This window comes from Fastidiosipila sp., assembly GCA_012511175.1.
GTDB lineage: Bacteria > Bacillota > Clostridia > Saccharofermentanales > DTU023 > UBA4923.
In genome coordinates, this window is the sequence record JAAZGO010000030.1 from 1 (window position 1) to 3,746 (window position 3,746).

The 3,746-nt window shown below is 48.5% G+C and carries 5 protein-coding genes; 1 reads left to right on the plus strand and 4 read right to left on the minus strand.

Features of this window, described 5'->3' with window-relative positions; genetic code table 11:
• Window positions 1-176 precede the first annotated feature (176 nt).
• Window positions 177-1,082, plus strand: a complete 906-nt coding sequence (locus tag GX839_06760) for a hypothetical protein (GenBank protein NLB05157.1) — start codon at window positions 177-179, stop codon at window positions 1,080-1,082.
• Here GX839_06760 and GX839_06765 read toward each other — a convergent pair.
• The 4 genes from GX839_06765 to GX839_06780 form a co-directional block, all read right to left on the minus strand.
• On the minus strand, window positions 1,079-1,471 hold the full coding sequence (locus GX839_06765) for a hypothetical protein (protein ID NLB05158.1): 393 nt from the start codon (window positions 1,469-1,471) through the stop codon (window positions 1,079-1,081). The genes GX839_06760 and GX839_06765 overlap by 4 nt on opposite strands.
• A gap of 318 nt (window positions 1,472-1,789) precedes the next feature.
• A complete protein-coding gene (locus GX839_06770; protein NLB05159.1) occupies window positions 1,790-2,281 on the minus strand; it encodes a DUF4411 family protein in 492 nt (163 codons plus the stop codon).
• The gene (locus tag GX839_06775; protein ID NLB05160.1) at window positions 2,275-3,468 is read right to left on the minus strand and encodes an ImmA/IrrE family metallo-endopeptidase; all 1,194 of its coding nucleotides are present in this window, start codon (window positions 3,466-3,468) and stop codon (window positions 2,275-2,277) included. The genes GX839_06770 and GX839_06775 overlap by 7 nt, the downstream gene beginning before the upstream one ends.
• A 77-nt stretch (window positions 3,469-3,545) precedes the next feature.
• A partial coding sequence (locus tag GX839_06780) for a hypothetical protein (protein ID NLB05161.1) occupies window positions 3,546-3,746 on the minus strand: 201 nt, incomplete at its 5' end.

Genomic DNA, 3,746 nt, shown 5'->3' on the forward strand with positions numbered 1-3,746 from the left:
ATCTGATCAACAGGGAAGCACCCTTGCCGGGCGGCCAGGTGGTTTCCCGTGTGTGCAAGTCGGCGCTTGAAGGGGATTTTGGAGGAAAAGTAGCGCACTTGAAGTGATAGCTTCCATGATCTAAATTAGGGTCAGTTGATTGCTGGTCATGGAATGATCGGCCGGAGGATAAGACCGTGATCGTTTTCCAGGAAGACAGAATTTCGAAGGCAATACCCGGCCGGCTGCCGGATGGTCCCGCCATCATCATGGCCGCACCGCAAGAAAGCGGCCAGGCGGTTGCTCTGGCGGGGATTGTCGTGGTGCCGGGTTTCCCCGGGGCAGAGGAGCAGTCCATCCATTTTGAATCCCGGGAGGACTACGACTACCTGTCGCTTTACCTGCCGGACTTCTCAGGCGCAGAGGATGACGCGGAGCCCCTCGAATGCTACCTGACCCGGGAGCGCCTGGTTGTGATAGGCGGGGGTGAGGTTTTCGGAAGGCTTCACCGGAGCTTGGAAACAGACAGCAGCATTCACCGGAATCCCGTCCAGGCGCTGGCCTTGCTTTTCAATCTTATTCTTGTGGAAGTGGCCCAGCCCCTGGAGACGGTGGACGACGCCATTGACAGCCTGGAAGAAAAAGCGGCCAGGCGCAAGCCGGAGGACCACGCCTCGGAGATCATTGCCCTGCGAAAGCACCTGGCGGCTATCAAGCACTGTTTTGATGCCCTCTACGATCTTCTGGAGGAATTGGAGGAAAACCGGAACAATCTGTTCACCAAAAACCAGTTGCAACTCTTTCGTGCCTACAAAAACAAGATCAACCGCCTGGCCAACAGGACCCTGAACCTGCGTGAACATCTGACCCAGGTCCGGGAAGCCTTCCAGAACCAGCTGGATATAAGCCTGAACGACACCATGCGTTTTTTTACCGTCATCACGGCCATTTTCCTGCCCCTGACCCTGATCGTCGGCTGGTACGGCATGAATCTTCGCATGCCCGAACTGGAATCGGCCATCACCTATCCGGTAATTATTGGCGTCAGTTTGGGGTTCATCGCGATCAGCCTGTTCTTTTGCAAGAAGAAGGGCTGGTTTTAAGTTTTCCTGGATTTCTTGACCAGGAAGACAATGAGCTGAGCCAGGAGCCCAGCCCCCAGGCCGATGGCAAGAAACATCAGAAAGGACAGGAGGCCGATCAGGTCCTCCCAGCCGGCCACTCCTTTCCAGAAGGTGGAAAGCATCAAGATGGAACCCACGACAAATCCCGCCATGAAGGATCCAAAAGCATAATAGAGCTTGAAGAACAAGAACAAGAAAGCCACGGATCCGATGAGCAGACCCAGAATGGCCATGGCCAGGTAGTTGCCGGGAAGAAGCGGTGTTCCCAGTAAAACGCCCACACCGATTGAAAAGATTGCAAAGGAAAGGAGGGCAATCAGGAGGCCAACCAGGACGGCAGCTTTGGTATTTTTGTGTTGTGTGCCCATGGCAGTCAACCTTTTATCCCGGCCATTTTTCTCTTTGGGGTGCCGGTTTCATGAATGATTATGCTACAAGAGCACAAGCGTTTTTGTACCCTTGGCGACCAATCATGTAACTACATCTATCGGGATGGACAGGCCTGTTCCGGTGGAGTTTAAATAATGAGGGCACAGGGGGAGAAAAAAAGCCGCCCTCCTGGGCGGACCTTTTTGTGGCAAAGGCACTAACTATTGATAAAATGCACCGCTCAAATCAAATCGGTAAAAGATGCACCGCTTTTGCACACCCTCTCCCACATTACTTTTGTATCTTTTCGGTATGTCTCAAAATGACCAGCCTTCTTTTTCAGCGAGTTCGGTCACGTTAATGCACGGTATGTTGTAGGCCGCGCATATTCTAGGGATTTTCTTTGGCGAGTCTTTGTTTTCCTCGGTAATCACAGCAATCCGATACTTCATTGCGGTCGCAATGAGGAAGGCATCACCGGAAGACTTCATGTTCGTAAAGCTCAACAACTCTGGGTGTTCATTCACGATTCTAACGACATTCTGCTGAATTCCAGCATCAACGTCCAATACCGTGCATTGTTGAATCCAAGGTTTCAGAGTCTCATCCTCGACCTCGTCTTTAACTTCAGAACATATAACGATTTCAGAAGACTTCACTAATTCATCAATATTTTGCCACAGCGTGCTGTAAACGCTACGGCGGTGAGGCTCGTCCGCTTTTTGGGAAAGAATCGAACAAGTATCAATGATATAGCGGTAGGGCGGTGGTATCAAGGTCATTTGCTCTGAGTATATATTGTTTACCATTTCGCCACCTCCGCAATGAACTTCGGAATGTGCTTTTCTTTTATACCAAGATAACCAGAAACATCCTGTTTGCTGAAATACCCATCGGTATAACCGATTAGCAGAATACGGCAAATCGTCGGGCTGGTCTTGTCGATAGCTTCTCGGGTGACGTTTTTGTAGATTGACGGCCCTCTTCCTTCCTGCCGAGCCAATTTGTCTGCTTCTCTCTGCTGTAAAAAGTTCTGCCGGATTTCATTTGCAAAAGTGTCGTACTCGTCCTGAGTAAACCACCTTGTGTCGAGTAGCCTTCTGATAACCACTTCTTTGCTTATGTTGAATTTGCCCGCCATAGTATCTACATCATCTAGACTGATTGAAGTAATTGTTTTTGCGGATAGATATGCGTTTAACGAGTCTGTAGGAACAAGCACCTCACCAGCCACAGCATTGCAGAACACCTCTTCCTCCGTGGAAGAAAACGAAGAAAACATCTCATTGCAGAGTGTGGACTGGCGTCTCAGGATATGAACCAACTCGTGCATTATTGAGAATGTCTTAGCTGGATACCTGTCATTATCGTTAAGCCCAATAATCGGAGCGGTGTCATTAAAGATTGATATTCCTCTAACGATTTCTACATCAACACCTGTGAAACAGTGAATGAAGATGCCCTTTCCCTCAACTTTTTGCCGTACATAAAGGTAAAACTGGCGTGGAGAAGTCAACTTAAACTGATCATCCAATTCAATGCCAAAAAATTTTCTGATAGTTTTCGCGTATTCAATAACGCTGGCATTGTCGGCAATTGCGGGCAGCGACAGCGGTATAGCATCAATTTGCATATCCGATTCCGAAGATGACAAAAAATCATGGTAACGAATGAGTTCAACAACCGCAAGATTCAAAGAACTATCGTCCATCGCCATCTCATAAGGTAGTGTCCGCAAGTTCCTCAAAGAAGGCAACTGTTTAATGGGCAAGATACTCTTATTCATATACAGCCCGGCAAACGGGACCTTTAGCACCTTCGCAATTCCCTTAGCCTGATTTATTGTCGGATAATCGGTGTTTGAAACGTCCATCCACGCACGGACCTTTTCTTCTGTCTGCCCTGTTCTCTGAGAAAGGTAAGCAACCGTGACACCTATCTGCGAGCAGATAAAGCTAAGAGTCTCCTTATTAATATTTGCATCAGCTCGTGCCATCGGTAATCCTTCTTTCTTTGCAGAGCGCACCTTCGATTATCTGCGCGTTCGCTATAAGTGCAATCTTTCATTACGAATCACTCTTCGCCCATCATCATTTTGTAATGCTGTTCCTGCTCCAAGGCCTCAAAAATTAATTTGAACACATCCTTGTACAGCGTGATGTCGGTGCAATCGTCAACATAATTCAAACCATCGCTAAACCCTACGGAGTTGGCATTGATATAAGACAACATAGCCGTGGCGAGGTGGTACTTCGTGTAGTCGGGTAACCCTTC